Annotated in this window: 12 protein-coding genes; 10 read left to right on the top strand and 2 right to left on the bottom strand. The window is 72.1% G+C overall.

What is annotated here, in order from left to right; translation table 11 throughout:
* Positions 1–141: 141 nt before the first annotated feature.
* The 4 genes from ACFY8O_RS03825 to hutH all read left to right on the top strand — a co-directional run bounded on the left by ACFY8O_RS03825 (position 142) and on the right by hutH (position 5233).
* Positions 142–1341: an adenylate/guanylate cyclase domain-containing protein gene (locus ACFY8O_RS03825; protein WP_145803761.1), complete on the top strand. Its 1200-nt coding sequence runs from the start codon at positions 142–144 to the stop codon at positions 1339–1341.
* Between the two features lie 209 nt (positions 1342–1550).
* Positions 1551–2363, top strand: coding sequence for an enoyl-CoA hydratase/isomerase family protein (locus tag ACFY8O_RS03820; protein WP_387898511.1), 813 nt, complete (start codon positions 1551–1553; stop codon positions 2361–2363).
* 64 nt (positions 2364–2427) lie between these two features.
* Complete coding sequence (locus ACFY8O_RS03815; protein ID WP_387898507.1) at positions 2428–3594, top strand: GGDEF domain-containing protein; 1167 nt, start codon at positions 2428–2430, stop codon at positions 3592–3594.
* 64 nt (positions 3595–3658) lie between these two features.
* Positions 3659–5233 (top strand): histidine ammonia-lyase, encoded by a 1575-nt coding sequence (hutH, locus tag ACFY8O_RS03810; protein ID WP_387899556.1) that lies wholly within the window; start codon positions 3659–3661, stop codon positions 5231–5233.
* Between the two features lie 56 nt (positions 5234–5289).
* On the opposite strand, the gene ACFY8O_RS03805 is transcribed toward hutH, so the two are convergent.
* Positions 5290–5610 carry a hypothetical protein gene (locus ACFY8O_RS03805; RefSeq protein WP_387898504.1) on the bottom strand — a complete coding sequence of 107 codons (321 nt, stop codon included), beginning with the start codon at positions 5608–5610 and terminating at the stop codon, positions 5290–5292.
* 108 nt (positions 5611–5718) lie between these two features.
* On the opposite strand from ACFY8O_RS03805, the gene ACFY8O_RS03800 reads away from it, so the two are divergent.
* The 5 genes from ACFY8O_RS03800 (at position 5719) to gdhA (ending at position 11576) form a co-directional block, all read left to right on the top strand.
* The gene (locus tag ACFY8O_RS03800) at positions 5719–6120 is read left to right on the top strand and encodes a hypothetical protein (protein WP_387898501.1); all 402 of its coding nucleotides are present in this window, start codon (positions 5719–5721) and stop codon (positions 6118–6120) included.
* A gap of 181 nt (positions 6121–6301) precedes the next feature.
* Positions 6302–7567 (top strand): L,D-transpeptidase, encoded by a 1266-nt coding sequence (locus ACFY8O_RS03795; RefSeq protein ID WP_145803755.1) that lies wholly within the window; start codon positions 6302–6304, stop codon positions 7565–7567.
* 138 nt (positions 7568–7705) lie between these two features.
* Positions 7706–9166, top strand: coding sequence for an ABC transporter permease (locus tag ACFY8O_RS03790; protein WP_387898498.1), 1461 nt, complete (start codon positions 7706–7708; stop codon positions 9164–9166).
* 47 nt (positions 9167–9213) lie between these two features.
* Positions 9214–9897, top strand: coding sequence for an ABC transporter ATP-binding protein (locus tag ACFY8O_RS03785; RefSeq protein WP_145803753.1), 684 nt, complete (start codon positions 9214–9216; stop codon positions 9895–9897).
* Positions 9898–10190: 293 nt separating this feature from the next.
* Positions 10191–11576: an NADP-specific glutamate dehydrogenase gene (gdhA, locus tag ACFY8O_RS03780; protein WP_145803752.1), complete on the top strand. Its 1386-nt coding sequence runs from the start codon at positions 10191–10193 to the stop codon at positions 11574–11576.
* Between the two features lie 42 nt (positions 11577–11618).
* Here the strand turns inward: gdhA and ACFY8O_RS03775 are convergent, their stop codons facing one another.
* The gene (locus tag ACFY8O_RS03775) at positions 11619–13775 is read right to left on the bottom strand and encodes a sigma-70 family RNA polymerase sigma factor (RefSeq protein WP_387898494.1); all 2157 of its coding nucleotides are present in this window, start codon (positions 13773–13775) and stop codon (positions 11619–11621) included.
* A gap of 290 nt (positions 13776–14065) precedes the next feature.
* On the opposite strand from ACFY8O_RS03775, the gene ACFY8O_RS03770 reads away from it, so the two are divergent.
* Positions 14066–15499 (top strand): pectinesterase family protein, encoded by a 1434-nt coding sequence (locus ACFY8O_RS03770; protein WP_387898491.1) that lies wholly within the window; start codon positions 14066–14068, stop codon positions 15497–15499.
* The last annotated feature ends 43 nt before the right edge of the window (positions 15500–15542 follow it).

Raw genomic sequence — 15542 nt, 5'->3', positions numbered from 1 at the left:
CCACATACGGGTGATGTCACGTATGACGGACCGGGAACCGCGCCACCAGGGACGTGAGCCAGGGCACACCTGCCGTATCGTTGAGGCGATCCAGCGACAGATCGGCAGGGCAGTGCGCAGGGAACGGGCAGGAGGCGGCCGGTGACCGTCGACGACACCAACTCCGACGACGGCGCGGAGCCCTCGTCGGGGCCGTCGGTCCACTCGACCCCGCACCACGAGGTCGACCACACGGCCGAACCGACCGACGACCCTCTCGCGATCCGGCTGGAAGCCCTGATCCTGGGGGCCGACCGCCGCTACACACCGTTCCAGTCGGCCCGGGCCGCCGGGGTCTCCATGGACCTGGCCTCGCGGTTCTGGCGGGCCATGGGATTCGCCGACATCGGGCAGGCCAAGGCGCTCACCGAGGCCGACGTGCTGGCGCTGCGCCGCCTCGCCGGTCTCGTGGAGGCCGGCCTGCTCAGTGAGCCGATGGCGATCCAGGTGGCCCGGTCCACCGGGCAGACGACCGCCCGGCTGGCGGAGTGGCAGATCGACTCCTTCCTGGAGGGGCTGACCGAGCCCCCCGAGCCCGGCATGACCCGCACCGAGGTCACGTACCCCCTGATCGAGCTGCTCCTGCCGGAGCTCCAGGAGTTCCTGGTCTACGTGTGGCGGCGGCAGCTGGCCGCGGCCACGGGGCGGGTCGTGCAGGCCGCGGACGACGAGGAGATGGTCGACCGGCGGCTCGCGGTGGGCTTCGCGGACCTCGTCGGCTTCACCCGGCTGACGCGCCGGCTGGAGGAGGAGGAGCTCGGCGAGCTGGTCGAGTCCTTCGAGACGACCTCCGCCGACCTGGTCGCCGCCCACGGCGGGCGGCTCATCAAGACCCTGGGCGACGAGGTCCTCTTCGCGGCGGACGACGCGGGCACGGCCGGTGAGATAGCGCTCCGGCTGGTCGAGGCGATGGCCCAGGACACCACGATGCCCGCGCTGCGGGTGGGCATCGCCTTCGGCACGGTCACCACGCGCATGGGCGACGTGTTCGGCACGACGGTGAACCTGGCCAGCCGGCTCACGTCGATAGCGCCCAAGGACGCGGTGCTGGTGGACGGCGCCTTCGCCGAGGAGCTGATCAGGCACGGCGACGCCCCCGCCTCCGAGGCGCAGGCGGCCGAGGAGGCCGCAGCCGCCGCGGAGCGGGCGCGGCTGGCCGAGAAGGAGGGCAGGGCGCCGGTCGAGGAGCCGCCGCTGCCGACGTACCGCTTCGGGCTGCAGCCGATGTGGCAGCGGCCGGTGCGAGGGCTGGGCGTCGTGGAGCCGTGGCTCCTGGCCCGCCGGGGCAAGCCCGCCACCTGACCCGGCCGGTGGTGGGCCTTGGCGCCTCGCGACGCCGCGCTGCTCGGTGGGCCCGGCCCGGGCCCGGCTGTCCATTGCCTTCCCTTCCCCTCCCCGCCCGCGCCCTTGCCCCGCCCGTCCGGCCCGTCGGCGTGGGCCCGGGCACTGCCCCGGCGGGCCGCTCGCGCCTAGGATCCCGGGTAACGCTCGTTAACCGGAGGGGTGCAGTCATGGGTGTCACGTCCGAGCAGAGGTTCGGGGAGTTCGTCGTCGTGCGGCGTCACGAGGGCCAGGAGCACGTGGCCGAGCTGGTGCTCGACCGGCCGAAGGCGATGAACGCCGTGAGTACGGCCATGGCGCGCGCCCTCGCCGAGGCGTGTGACGCGCTCGGGGCCGACCGGGGGGTGCGGGCGACGGTGCTCACCTCCAGTCACGAGCGCGCCTTCTGCGTCGGCGCGGACCTCAAGGAGCGGAACTCCTTCAGCGACGCGGAACTCGTCCGCCAGCGGCCCACCGCACGGGCCGCCTACACGGGCGTGCTGGAGCTGCCGATGCCGGTCGTCGCCGCGGTGCACGGCTTCGCCCTCGGCGGTGGCTTCGAGCTCGCGCTGGCCTGCGACGTGATCGTGGCCGACCGCACGGCTGTGGTCGGCCTGCCCGAGGTGTCGGTCGGGGTCATCCCGGGCGGCGGCGGTACGCAGCTGCTGCCCCGCAGGGTCGGCGCGGCGCGTGCGGCCGAGCTGGTCTTCAGCGCCCGCCGTGTGGAGGCGGCCGAGGCGCGCGAGCTGGGCCTGGTCGACGAGCTGGTCGAGGCCGGGGAGGACCGGGAGGCCGCTCTGGCCCTGGCGGGCCGGATCGCGGCGAATTCCCCGGTGGGACTCCGGGCCGCCAAGCGTGCCCTGCGGCTGGGGCAGGGACTGGACCTGCGGGCCGGTCTGGAGGTGGAGGACGCGGCCTGGAGGTCGGTGGCCTTCTCCGGGGACCGGGCCGAGGGCGTGGCCGCGTTCAACGAGAAGCGGAAGCCCGACTGGCCCGGCGAGTGACGTACGGAAGATCATCAGCGCCGCCGACTGATCACTTCGCTGCAAACCTCCCTAAGCTGGGGCAATGGGCGGTGATGATGCACGGTTGCGCGCCGTGGTGGCGCTGGCGCAGGCGATGGCGGCGGCCTACACCCCGCGTGAGTCCTGGTACGCCGCGGCGGTAGGGGCGTGCGAGGCGCTGGGCGGCAGCTTCGCCGCCCTGTCCGTGTGGGAGCGGGAGCAGGGCAGGCTGCGCGTGCTGGTGAACGCGGGGGAGCGGGCCGAGGGGGAGGAGGAGTTCCCCGAGAGCGAGGCCTACCCCGTCCATCAGTTCCCCGAGATCACCGAGTTCCTGCACGAGCGCTGGGCGGGCGGGGGTGAGCCCGACGCCTGGGTGGAGACCGCCGACGGCAGTCACGCCCCCGGGGCCCCCGCCCGGGGCGCCCGCCCCTTCTGCCATCAGCGCGTGGCGGCGCTCCGCAGGCGCGGGCGGGGCTGTTGCGTGGTGGCGCCGATCGTGCTGCACGGCAGGGCCTGGGGCGAGCTGTACGTGGCCCGGCCCGCGGGCGTCCCGGTGTTCGACCGGGACGACGCGGACTTCGCGACCGTGCTGGCCGCCGTCGTGGCGGCGGGCATCGCGCAGACCGAGCGGCTGGAGGAGGTGCGCAAGCTGGCCTTCACCGATCCGCTGACCGGCCTCGCGAACCGCAGGGCCGTCGACATCCGGCTGGACGAGGCACTCGAGCTGCACCGCTCCGAGGGGGCCGTGGTCAGCCTGGCGGTCTGCGATCTCAACGGCCTGAAGTCGGTCAACGACACGCACGGGCACGCCGTCGGCGACCGGCTGCTGGAACGTTTCGGCTCCGTGCTCTCGCTCTGCGGTGCGATGCTCCCCGGCGCCCTGTCCGCGCGTCTGGGCGGAGACGAGTTCTGCCTGCTGACCGTGGGGCCCTCCGCGGACGACGTCGTGCGGGTGGCCGAGGAGCTCTGTGCGCGGGCCGTGGCCCTGGAGCTCGGTGACGGGGTCGCCTGCGGGGTCGCGTCCACCGGTGACGAGATCGGCCCGGTCCAGTCCGCGCGCAGGCTCTTCCGGCTGGCGGACGCCGCTCAGTACCAGGCGAAGGCGGCACACTCCCGCAAACCGGTGGTCGCGGGGCGCGACGGCGACGTGATCCGGCTCGCCGACTCCCCGCCGCGCCCCGCCCACGACCGCCGGCGGCTGCGCGGCAACCCGCCTGGTGGCGATCGGTAAGGGGTCAAGCCGCCGACCACTGGTGACATGGCGGGTTTCAGTCCGTAGGCTTCTGAATATGGATATGCATACAGTCGTGGTGGGGACGTCCGGTACCACTGCCGAGGACGTCATCGCCGTGGCCCGCCAGGGTGCCCGGGTCGAGCTCTCCGAGGCCGCCGTCCAGGCGCTCTCCGCCGCCCGGGAGATCGTCGACGCCCTCGCCGCCAAGCCCGAGCCGGTCTACGGCGTCTCCACCGGGTTCGGCGCCCTGGCCAGCCGGCACATCAGTCCCGGGCTGCGGGCCCAGCTCCAGCGCAACATCGTCCGCTCCCACGCCGCCGGCATGGGGCCGCACGTCGAGCGCGAGGTCGTCCGCGCGCTGATGTTCCTCCGGCTGAAGACGCTCGCCTCCGGCCACACCGGCGTACGCCCCGAGGTCGCGCAGACCATGGCCGACGTGCTCAACGCGGGCATCACGCCCGTCGTCCACGAATACGGCTCGCTCGGCTGCTCCGGAGACCTCGCCCCCCTCTCGCACTGCGCGCTGACCCTCATGGGCGAGGGGGACGCGGAGGGGCCCGACGGCGTCGTGCGCCCCGCCGCCGAGCTCCTTGCCGCGCACGGCATCGCGCCCGTCGAACTGCGGGAGAAGGAAGGGCTCGCCCTCCTCAACGGCACCGACGGCATGCTCGGCATGCTCGTGATGGCCCTCGCGGACCTCGAGGCCCTCTACACCAGCGCCGACATCACCGCCGCGCTCTCCCTGGAAGCGCTGCTGGGCACGGACCGGGTCCTCGCCCCGGAACTGCACGCCATCCGCCCGCACCCCGGCCAGGGCGTCTCCGCCGCCAACATGCTGCGGGTGCTCGCCGGGTCCGGCCTGACCGGCCATCACCAGGACGCCGCCCCCCGGGTCCAGGACGCCTACTCCGTGCGCTGCGCCCCCCAGGTCAACGGCGCCGGGCGCGACACCCTCGCGCACGGCCGCCTCGTCGCGGACCGCGAACTCGCCTCGGCGGTGGACAACCCGGTCGTCCTGCACGCGGGCACCTCGACCGGAGCCGGGAGCGGGGAAGGGCGCGTGGAGTCCAACGGCAACTTCCACGGGGCGCCGGTGGCGTACGTCCTCGACTTCCTGGCGATCGCCGCCGCGGACCTCGGATCGATCACCGAGCGCCGCACCGACCGGCTGCTGGACAAGAACCGCTCGCACGGGCTGCCGCCGTTCCTCGCCGAGGACGCAGGGGTGGACTCGGGACTGATGATCGCCCAGTACACCCAGGCCGCGCTGGTGAGCGAGATGAAGCGGCTCGCGGCCCCGGCCTCCGTCGACTCGATCCCCTCCTCCGCGATGCAGGAGGACCACGTCTCCATGGGCTGGTCGGCGGCGCGCAAGCTCCGCACCTCCGTCACCGCCCTCGCGCGGATCGTGGCCGTCGAGCTCTACGCCGCCACTCGCGCCGTCGAACTGCGCGCCGCCGAGGGACTGACGCCCGGGCCCGCCTCGCTCGCCGCCATCGAGGCGTTGCGGGCGGCGGGGGTCCAGGGGCCCGGCCCGGACCGTTTCCTCTCCCCGGACCTGGCCGCCTGCGACGCCTTCGTACGGGAGGGGAAGCTCGTCGCGGCCGTGGAGGCGGTGACCGGCCCGCTGGACTGAAGGCCGCACGCACGGGAGGGCCGCCGCGTCCGGGGACGCGGCGACCCTCCCGCCGTTCAGAGTCCGGGGCCCGGTACGGAGCCCCGGCGTATCGCATACACGACGAACCCCGCACCGACGCACAGTGAGGCCGTGCCACCGATGAGGTACGGAGTCGTGTCGACGCCCGCCCCGGTGTCGGCGAGCCTCTCGCCGGAGGTGAACTCCCCTGCGGCGGAGGCCTGTCGGGCCTGGCCGGTGAGACCGGCGGACACGTCGGTGGAACCGCTCTGCGGTGCCGTCCCGCCGGTCGCCTTCGCGGAGGGGACGAACCAGAGAGCGCAGAGCAGGGTGCCTGCCGCTGTGGTGGTCAGCAGCGTGCGACGAGCGATGGACACAGAATCGATCCCCTTGCGACAGCCGTCAGTTAGCCCCCCGCGCCGATGCTAAGCAAAGCAGCGGGTCGGAGGAAACCCACAGGTCCCGGGGGCCTTACGCTCCGGCGTATGAGCACTTCGAAGACACCCTCATTTGTTCGGCTTCGCGTGGAGATGGTCCTGGAGATCAGCGACGCGGACGCCCTGACCGGAACCGCACTGGAGAGCATCGCCGCCGACTTCACCGCCGGCGGGGCCTCCGCCGAGGAGTCGGCCGAGGAACGCACGCATGCCGAGGAGACGGTCAGGGCAGACGGAGCGGAGGCCCTCGCCTCGCTGATCGACCCGTTCGACCTGATCAGCCAGGTGCCCGGCGTCGAGCTCGCCCAGGCCTCCTGGAGCAGCGAGACCATCGACTACGACCCCGACGCCGAGGACTGGGCAGCCGGAGAGGACGGCGACGAGGCGTACTACGGGATCGAGGACAATGAGACCGACGACGAAGAAGGCGGCGGAAAAACGGAACGCTGACGCCCGCGGGGCCCTCCTCACGGGTGACGGGAACCAGCGCGCCCGCAGGCGCGTCGATCAGTGGTGTTCCCCACATCCACGCCGGATGTGGAACGGAACACCCGGTCAGGGTGTTCTTGGAACATTGACGGGGAGTCGCCGTCGGGCGACCCTGTCCGGGGATCTTGGGGAATCGGCAACGATGGAGAAGCGTGTGATGACGGACAGCAAGCGGCGCAGGGGCCTGATGGCCGCGTCCGCACTGCTCGGCGGCGTGCTGGTGCTTTCGGCCTGCAGCGACGACGGCGGTACGAACCCGGGCGCCAGTGCCGACAGCTCGAAGACGTCACAGGCGCAGGTGGACGAGGCCGCGGCCAAGGACGCCTCCGAGGCGCAGATAACGATCGCGCCGAAGAACGGTGCGACCAACGCGAGCATCAACAACGCCGCGATCGTCACCGTCGCCAAGGGCAAGCTGACCGAGGTCACCATGACCACGTCGGCCGGCGACACCGTCGAGGGCACCCTCGCGGCCGACGGTTCCAGCTGGAAGCCCAGCGGCCAGCTGGAGCGCTCGACGACGTACAAGATCAGCGCCACCGCCGCCGACTCGGACGGCCGTGAGGCGCACGCCAACAGCTCCTTCACCACGGTCTCGCCCGAGAACAGCTTCATCGGGAACTTCACCCCCGAGGACGGCTCCACCGTCGGCGTGGGCATGCCCGTCTCGATCAACTTCAACAAGGCGATCACGAACAAGAAGGCCGTCCAGGACGGCATCACCGTGACGTCGAGCAGCGGCCAGGAGGTCGTCGGCCACTGGTTCAACAACCAGCGTCTCGACCTGCGCCCCGAGGACTACTGGCAGGGCGGCTCCACCGTCACGCTGAAGCTCGCGCTGGACGGCGTCGAGGGTGCCGACGGCGTCGTGGGCGTGCAGCAGAAGACGGTCACCTTCAAGATCGGCCGCAACCAGGTCTCGACCGTGGACGCCAAGGCGAAGACCATGACCGTCACCCGGGACGGCAAGACGGTCAAGACCATTCCGATCTCCGCCGGATCCTCCGAGAACCCGACGTACAACGGCCAGATGGTGATCTCCGAGAAGTTCAAGGAGACCCGTATGGACGGTGCGACCGTCGGCTTCACGGACGACGACGGCAAGGGCGAGTACGACATCAAGGACGTGCCGCACGCCATGCGGCTGTCCACGTCGGGCACCTTCATCCACGGCAACTACTGGGGCGCCAAGTCGATCTTCGGCAGCGCGAACACCAGCCACGGCTGTGTCGGTCTCTCCGACACCCAGGGCGCGGACGACCCCAACACGCCCGCCGCCTGGCTGTACGACAACTCCATGATCGGCGACGTGGTCATCGTCAAGAACTCCCCGGACAAGACCATCGCCCCGGACAACGGCCTCAACGGCTGGAACATGAGCTGGGCGGAGTGGACGGCCGGCTCCTGATCCCGTAGCCAGTCCCCTCCCCGCCCGAAGGCGGCGGTGCCCTCACGAAAGGGTGCCGCCGCCTTCGGCGTTCGCCTTCTCATACGGCTCTCATCAGGCACTTATCTCCTCATCACGCCCGGTCCATATCTTCGCGCCATGTTCTTCACCTACCTCAGGCGCGAGCTGCGCCGCCGCAGAAAGGCGTCGCTCGTCGTCGCCTCGGGGCTCGCCCTCGGCATCGCGCTGGTCATCATCGTCAGCTCCGTCTCCTCGGGCATGAGCACGGCCCAGGACAAGGTCCTCCAGTCGCTGTACGGCCTGGGCACGGACATGACGGTGACCAAGGCCGCAGCCGCCCCGGGCGCCGTCGGCACCGAGCGGCCCCGCTTCGAGTTCGACGCCCAGGACGACGAGGACGAGACCCAGAGCACCGACCGGGTCATGGTCCAGGGCTTCCAGACGCTGGCCTCCAGCACCGTCGACAAGGTGGGCGAGCAGTCCGGCGTCGCCGACGCGGTCGGCGGGCTCAGTCTGACCGTCATGAAGGTCGACGGGCAGTTCACCCGAGGCCAGTTCGAGCAGGACGGGAGCGCGGGGCAGGGCGGCGGACCCGGCGGCGGCCAGGGCGGGGGCCAGCCGCAGGGTGAGGTCCGGGGCGGCGGCGCGTCCTTCGACGTCAACTCGTTCACCGTGTACGGCACCGACGTCACCCAGCAGGGCCTCGGCCCGCTGACCTCCTCCAAGATCACCAAGGGCCGGACGTTCAAGGCCTCCGAGACCGACGCGAAGGTGGCGGTCGTCGACTCGGCCTACGCCGCGGAGAAGGAACTCGCGGTCGGCAAGACCGTCACCGTCTCCGGCACCACGTACGAGATCGTCGGCGTCTCCACCGCGGACAGCGGTGACGCGGCGGCCGACGTCTACATCCCGCTGAAGCAGGCGCAGACCGTCGCGGACTCGAAGGACAAGGTCACCACGGTCTACGTCCAGGCCGCCGACTCGCAGCAGATCGACACCGTCAAGGCCGCCATCCAGAAGAACATCTCCGGCACGACGGTCACCACCTCGGCCGACCTGGCCGACACGGTCTCCGGCTCGCTCTCCACTGCCTCCGGCCTGGCCTCCAGTGTCGGCAGGTGGCTCTCCGTCGCCGTCCTGGTCGCCGCGTTCCTCGTCGCCGGCCTGCTGACCTCCTCCGCGGTCAGCCGCCGGGTCCGCGAGTTCGGCACCCTCAAGGCCCTCGGCTGGAAGAGCGGACGCGTCACCCGCCAGGTCGTCGGCGAGGCCCTCGTCAACGGACTGATGGGCGGCGTCCTCGGCATCGCCGTCGGCCTCGCGGGCGCCTACGCCGTGACCGCCATCAGCCCCACCCTCACCGCACAGCTCGGCTCCACCGGCGCGGGCGGCGGCATGGGCGGCGGCGGCCCGATGGGCGGCGGCCCCGGCCGCCAGACCGCGGCCAAGACCCTCGACATCGCCCTGACCGCGCCGGTCTCCCTCGGCACGATCCTCGTCGCCGTCGGCCTGGCCGTCGCGGGCGGACTGATCGCGGGAGCCTTCGGCGGCTGGCGGGCCTCCCGGCTGCGGCCGGCCGACGCGCTGCGCCGCGTCGCGTGACACCCGCCCCGCCCCTCCCCCTCCGTACGTACAGCAGGAGTCCACACGTGTACCAGCTCAAGGGCGTCACCAAGCGCTACCTGCGCGGCAAGACCCCCGTCGACGCGCTCGCCGGCGTCGACCTGACCATCGAGGACGGCGGACGGCTCGTCATCCAGGGCCCCACCGGCGGGGGCAAGTCCACGCTCCTGCAGATGCTCGGCGGACTGGACCGGCCCACCTCCGGCACCATCGAGCTCGACGGCGTCGACCTGGCCAGGCTGCCCGAGTCCCGGCTCACCAAGGTCCGGGCCGAGTCCATCGGCTTCGTCTTCCAGAGCTTCAACCTGATCCCGACGCTCACCGCGCAGGAGAACGTCGAGACCGCGCTCGTCCCGCTCGGCATCGGGGCGAAGGCCCGCAGGGAACGTGCCGCCGAGGCCCTGGAGTCGGTCGGCCTCGGTGACCGCCCCACCCACCTGCCGAGCGAGATGTCCGGCGGCCAGCAGCAGCGCGTCGCGATCGCCAGGGCCCTGGTGAAGCGGCCGAAGGTGCTGCTCGCCGACGAGCCGACCGGCAACCTCGACGAGTCCATGCGCGACGAGATCATGGAACTCCTCGACGGGCTGTGGAAGGAGCACGGCCTCACCTTCGTGATGGTCACCCACGACAGCTCACTCGCCCGCAAGGCCCCGAGGGTGGCGACCATCCGCAAGGGGAAGGTCACCGTCACGGAGAACGCGGCGGCCTGAACGAGGACGGCGCGGACCTCACGGCCCTCCATCCCCGGCTGTGAGGTTCGCCACCCGGCCGGCCCGCCCGCACGGGCTCGGTGCGGCCGTCCGCCCCGGCGGGAGAGGGCGAACGGCGCGGAAACACGCCGGGACGCCGGGAACACGCGCGTCCACTGCGCGGATGTCGCCCGCACCGTGCCGGGCCGTCCTGGGAGACTTGCCGGGTGCGACGGTCCGCGCGGACCGGGTGGCGCCTCCGGGGACAGGGAGCGCCGAACGGCACCATCCCACCCACGGAAGGTCTTGATCACATGCCGGCCAGTTCCGACTCCCTCTCCCTCACCCCGAACACCGCCGCGAGCCGCGTCATCGAGCCGCTCTACGCCGAGATCCTGCGGCGCAACCAGGGCGAGGGCGAGTTCCACCAGGCGGTGCGCGAGGTCCTCGAGACCCTCGGCCCCGTGCTGGCGCAGCGGCCGGAGTTCGTGGACGCCCGGATCATCGAGCGGATCTGCGAGCCCGAGCGCCAGCTCATCTTCCGGGTGCCGTGGTCGGACGACGCCGGCGACATCCACGTCAACCGGGGCTTCCGTGTCGAGTTCTCCAGCTCCCTCGGCCCCTACAAGGGCGGGCTGCGCTTCCACCCCTCCGTCAACCTCGGCATCGTGAAGTTCCTCGGTTTCGAGCAGATCTTCAAGAACGCCCTCACCGGCATGCCGATCGGCGGCGGCAAGGGCGGCGCGGACTTCGACCCCAAGGGCCGCTCCGACGCCGAGGTCATGCGCTTCTGCCAGTCGTTCATGACCGAACTCCACCGCCACCTGGGCGAGTACACGGATGTGCCCGCCGGTGACATCGGCGTCGGCGGCCGGGAGATCGGCTACCTCTTCGGCCAGTACAAGCGGATCACCAACCGCTACGAGTCCGGCGTGCTCACCGGCAAGGGCCTCGGCTGGGGCGGCGCCCAGGCACGCACCGAGGCGACCGGATACGGCTGTGTGCTGTTCACCGCCGAGATGCTGCGCGTGCGCGGCGAGTCGCTCGACGGCCAGCGCATCGCCGTCTCGGGCTCCGGCAACGTGGCCATCTACGCGATCGAGAAGGCCCAGCAGCTCGGCGCGACCGTCGTGACCTGCTCCGACTCGGGCGGTTACGTCGTGGACGAGAAGGGCATCGACCTCGCCCTGCTCAAGGAGGTCAAGGAGACCGGCCGCGGCCGGATCTCCGAGTACGCCGAACGCCGCGGCGACCACGTGCGCTACGTCCCCGGCGCCGGCGTCTGGAACGTCCCGGTGGACGTCGCCCTGCCCTGCGCCACGCAGAACGAGCTCCACGAGGCCGACGCGCTCACCCTCGTACGCAACGGGGTCAAGGCCGTCGCCGAGGGGGCCAACATGCCCACCACCCCCGAGGCCGTCCACGTCCTCCAGAAGGCCGGCGTCGCCTTCGCGCCCGGCAAGGCGGCCAACGCGGGCGGTGTGGCCACCAGCGCCCTGGAGATGCAGCAGAACGCCTCTCGTGACTCCTGGACCTTCGCCCACACCGAGGAGCGGCTGGCGGAGATCATGCGCCACATCCACGACTCCTGCCACACGACGGCCGAGAAGTACGGCAGCCCCGGCAACTACGTGGTGGGCGCGAACATCGCGGGCTTCGAGCTCGTCGCCGACGCGATGCTGGCGCAGGGCCTGATCTGAGCCCCGCCCCACCGGCGCCCGGCGCCCGCCCGCCGACGCGGCTCAGGCGCCGTCGACGGGCTCCATCCGGGCACCCGGCGCGGAGCCGGACGGGGTGAGGAAGTCGGTACGGGGAAGGGACGCGTCGGCCGGACGCGCGGCCTCGGCGGTGGACGGGTCGGTGGTGGCGAACATCGACGCGCCCCCGCCGTCCCCGTCCCAGGTGTTGCCCTGCGACCGGGCGGAATCCGCGAGCACGGTGTCCGGCCCCTCGCCGCTGTCCACCGCCGCGTTGGCGCTCAGCACGGCGGCGGCGGTCGGCAGGTAGAAGTTCGTGCCGTTGCGGAAAGCGGTGGTGCGGGTGAGGCGGAGCGCGCCCGGGTTCCCCTCGTCGTTGAAGCCCAGCCCGGAGTTGTCCCAGGCCGCGTCGTCGACGAGCACGTGCGCGACGGAGGCGGAGGTGTGGCCGCCGCCGAGGGTGAAGCCGTTGCCGTTGCGGTAGGACCAGCTGCCGCGCACCGTCACCGGGGTCGTGAATCCGCCCAGGTCGATCCCGTCGGCCCCGTTGCCGTACGCCCGGCAGCCGCTCACCGTGTTCCCGCCGCCCGAGCCGAACTTGACCGCGAGGCCGACCCCGCCCGCCCGGCCGGGCCCGTTGGCGTGGAAGTCGCTGTCCAGCACGGTGTTGTTCTCGGTACCCGCGTCGCGCAGGGTGAGCCCGGACTCCGCGTTGTGGTGCAGGGACAGACCTCGGAAGACGGTGTTCCGGCAGCTTCGGCACACGTACGCGTGGCTCCCCGACCCCTTGATCTCCAGGCCCTGCACGGTCCAGTCGTCCGCCTCCTGCGTGATCGCCCAGGAGGAGGCCGGCAGCCCCGAGGCGTCGATGACGGGCCGCTCGCCCCGGTAGTTGCTGAGGGTGATGCGCCGCTCCGGTGTGCCGTCCGTCGTGAGGGACGTCGCCTGCGTGGGCCGGTAGGTCCCGCCGCGCAACGCGATCGTCTGACCGGGGCGAACGACGGACGCCGCCTTGGAGAGCGTGGCGAAGGGGCGGGCCCGGCTGCCGTCCCCGTCGTCCGAACCGTCGGGCGCGAGATAGATGTCGGCGCTGGTCACCCCAAGCGCGGTGCCCGTCCGGCGCTCCGCGCGCGCCACCGGGGAGGCGGACGGCGAGGCCGAGGTGGTGGGCGCCGGGGAGGGCTCCGCGGGGAGCGTGGCCGCCGGCTGCGCGGGGCGGCTCACCGCCGGCGGCGCCGCCCGCGGTGCGGGGGCGGGGGAGTGCCACACCGGATAGGTCAGGGCCCCGGCGACCACGGCGAGCGCCGCGGCCGACGCCGCGAGCGACTTGGCCGTGAGGTGGTGCAGCAGGTCGTGCACCCGCCCCGTGGCCGTCTGCCCGAGCAGGGAGGCCGTCTCCGCGGTGTGGCGTACGCCGTCGGCCAGCCCGCCGGGAACCGGCAGCAGGCCGAGCCCCGGCAGCAGCTTCTCCGGGGCGACCAGGCCGGTCCCCAGCGCCCCGCACCTCGGGCATGTGCGGACATGGCGGGTGAGCCGCTTGCGCCAGAGCGCGCCCGTGCCGCCGTCCCAGCCGTGCGTCGCATCGGCCAGCCCGGGACAGCGGGGGGCGACGGCCAGGGCCCGGACCACCGTGCGGGCCTCCTCCAGCCGCAGCTTCATGCGCCGTACCCGCACGGCGGTGTGCCGGGCGTTCAGGCCGATGGCGTGGGCGACGTCGGCACGGGCGATGCGGCCCGCCTCCTCCTCCCACCACAGGGCGAGCAGCCGCCGGTCGTCCTCGTCCAGCCAGCGGGCCGCGAGAGCCAGATCCCGCCGCTGGCCCGAGAGTTCGAGCTCGGCCACCGTGCGCTCGGCGAAGTCGGTGAGCGGGTCGGCGACGTTCTCCACCTCGTGTCCGTGGAAGCGGTCGCGGGCCGTACGCCGCTGGTACTGCTGGACCTCCCGGTAGGCGATGGCCACCGCCCACGAACGGAACCGCTCCGGCTCGCGCAGGGAGGGCAGTGCACGGACGATCCGCAGCATGACCTCCTGCACGAGATCGTCCACATCCGCGTGACCGTTCAGCGCCCGCCCGACGATTCCGTATACCAACGGCAGGTGCGCGGCGAGGAGCTCCTCCAGGGCGCGGGTGTCGCCCCCACGGGCGGCACCGACCAGCCCCGGCATGTCGCGCACCGCTCGGCCGGTCCCGCTGTCCCTCATCCCGCCACGGCTCCTCACTCGCTTCGGGGCCGGTCACCGGGTTCGCTGCTGACGTGGACCTGCCGACCCGGGGCCCAGAGGCAGGCATCGTGGCACAAGCGCCGGGAGCCGTAAAGAAGTTGTCCCTTCCACCACCGCCGCCACCTGCGCCCCACCTGCCCCGCCGGCCCCGGATCCTCGTCGCGGAAAAGTTTCTTCGGGATTTCTGTCATCCCCACCCGCCCCACGCATCTACCTGGGCACTGCGGCTCACAGCACCGCACCCACCGGCCCATCCGAAGGAGCGAACGATGACCGAGAAACCGAACAGAGGGCGGCGTGCGCCGGCTGTCGCGATCGTGCTGGGGGGTGTCCTGGCCGGCGGGCTGGCGGCTCCGGCGGGGGCGGCGTCGTTGCCGGTGGCGGGGGGTGTGTACCAGCTGGCGGTGAAGAAGAGCGGCAAGTGCCTCGACGTTCCGGGGGCGTCGTCGGCGAACGGCGCGCTGTTGCAGCAGTGGGGTTGTACGGAGGGTGCGGCGTGGCAGCAGTTCACGTTGACGGCCGACGGTTCGGGGAAGTACCGGCTGGCCAACCGCAGCAGCGGTAAGTGCGTGGATGTGCCCTCCGGTTCGAAGGTGAGCGGGGTGCGGCTCCAGCAGTGGGGGTGCGCGAGTCAGACGAACCAGCAGTGGACGCTGGTGGCGAGCGGGACGGACACGTTCCAGGTCGTCAACGTGAACAGTGGTCTGTGCATGAGTCTCAAGGACGCCTCCACGGCGAGTGGTGCGGCGATCATCCAGGAGACGTGCACCGCCAACAGCAACAAGCAGTGGGCCTTCAAGCCCGTCGGCACCACCGGACCCGCCACGGTCGCCGCCGACGGCACCGGCACCTACCGGACCGTGCAGGCAGCGGTGAACGCCGTCGGCAGCGGGAACGCGAGCCGCGTCACCATCACCGTCAAGCCCGGCACCTACCGTGAGCAGGTCACCGTCCCCGCCGACAAACCCTTCATCAGCCTGAAGGGCCTCGGCGACTCACCGGACGACGTCGTGATCGTCAACAACCGCAACGCGGGTGATTACGGCACGGCGGGATCCGCCACCCTCGTCGCCCTGGGCCACGACTTCGACGCCACCAACCTCACGCTGTCCAACGACTTCGACGAGAACAGCTCCGACACCGGGGACCAGGCCCTCGCCCTCTACCTCGACGCGGACAGGGCGGTCCTCGACGACGTACGGCTCCTCGGTGACCAGGACACCTTCCTGGTCAACAACAAGGCGCGAGCCTACATCGTCGACTCGTACGTCGAAGGCACCGTGGACTTCGTCTACGGCGGCGGGACCGCCGTCTTCCACGCCTGCACGATCCACGAGAAGCGCAGCACCGGTGGCCCGATCACCGCGGCCAGCACCCCCGCCGAGAAGACGTACGGCTTCCTCTTCTACCGGTCGACGGTCACGGGAGCGGCTTCGAACACGACCCAGCTCGGGCGCCCGTGGCGGGCGGACGCCCAGGTGCTGTACCGGGAGTCCTCGCTCTCCTCGGCGCTGGCCACCGCTCAGCCGTGGACGGACATGTCCACCAACTCCTGGAAGAACGCCAGGTTCTCCGAGTACCGCAACACCGGTGCCGGAGCCACCGTCAACGGCAACCGCCCGCAGCTGACGGACGCGCAGGCCGCGAACTACACCCCGCAGAAGTACCTGGCCGGATCGGACGGCTGGAACCCCGTGCGCTGACCCGGCGCACACGACCCGCACCCGTACGAGAGAGGAACGAACA

The organism is Streptomyces argenteolus (assembly GCF_042902585.1).
In the GTDB taxonomy this organism is placed as follows: domain Bacteria; phylum Actinomycetota; class Actinomycetes; order Streptomycetales; family Streptomycetaceae; genus Streptomyces; species Streptomyces argenteolus.
The sequence above is the reverse complement of the archived record's forward strand: the minus strand, read 5'-3'. Positions and strand labels throughout refer to the sequence as shown.

Coding starts and splice junctions, on each gene's coding strand:
- ACFY8O_RS03820 (WP_387898511.1), top strand. CDS start 1,551: ATGGGTGTCACGTCCGAGCAGAGGTTCGGGGAGTTCGTCGTCGTGCGG.
- ACFY8O_RS03815 (WP_387898507.1), top strand. CDS start 2,428: ATGGGCGGTGATGATGCACGGTTGCGCGCCGTGGTGGCGCTGGCGCAG.
- hutH (WP_387899556.1), top strand. CDS start 3,659: ATGCATACAGTCGTGGTGGGGACGTCCGGTACCACTGCCGAGGACGTC.
- ACFY8O_RS03800 (WP_387898501.1), top strand. CDS start 5,719: ATGAGCACTTCGAAGACACCCTCATTTGTTCGGCTTCGCGTGGAGATG.
- ACFY8O_RS03795 (WP_145803755.1), top strand. CDS start 6,302: ATGGAGAAGCGTGTGATGACGGACAGCAAGCGGCGCAGGGGCCTGATG.
- ACFY8O_RS03790 (WP_387898498.1), top strand. CDS start 7,706: ATGTTCTTCACCTACCTCAGGCGCGAGCTGCGCCGCCGCAGAAAGGCG.
- gdhA (WP_145803752.1), top strand. CDS start 10,191: ATGCCGGCCAGTTCCGACTCCCTCTCCCTCACCCCGAACACCGCCGCG.
- ACFY8O_RS03775 (WP_387898494.1), bottom strand. CDS start 13,775: ATGAGGGACAGCGGGACCGGCCGAGCGGTGCGCGACATGCCGGGGCTG.
- ACFY8O_RS03770 (WP_387898491.1), top strand. CDS start 14,066: ATGACCGAGAAACCGAACAGAGGGCGGCGTGCGCCGGCTGTCGCGATC.